Origin of the sequence: Marinobacter iranensis (assembly GCF_029207565.1) — a bacterium.
Classification (GTDB): domain Bacteria; phylum Pseudomonadota; class Gammaproteobacteria; order Pseudomonadales; family Oleiphilaceae; genus Marinobacter; species Marinobacter iranensis.
On the sequence record NZ_JANCMW010000354.1, the window covers coordinates 1 to 246 of the forward strand.

At 64.6% G+C, this 246-nt stretch carries 1 protein-coding gene; it reads left to right on the forward strand.

From position 1 onward, the window contains the following. Window positions 1-21: 21 nt before the first annotated feature. Window positions 22-246, forward strand: a 225-nt coding sequence (locus NLU14_RS22675; RefSeq protein WP_275710855.1) for a hypothetical protein, incomplete at its 3' end; no start/stop codon positions are given.

Consider the following 246-nt stretch of genomic DNA (forward strand, 5'->3'; position numbering starts at 1 on the left):
GCGGCGGCGACCGGAAGCCGTGTGCCTGGCCCATTGAGACGCGCGCACGAGCAGACGCGCCTCATTCTTCAAGCCCAGTCGCAGGAAGAAGAAAGCGGCGCGCAGCAATTCGAGCGAGAGCTTGTAGAAAAAGCGGCGGAGCGTTGGGTTTCGCAGAAGGCCGCTCCCGTTCATGACGCGCGTGGCTGGGCGGCGCGCTGCCAAATCAAGGGCACGCAGACTGCGAAGGTCCGCGCACCCTTGATT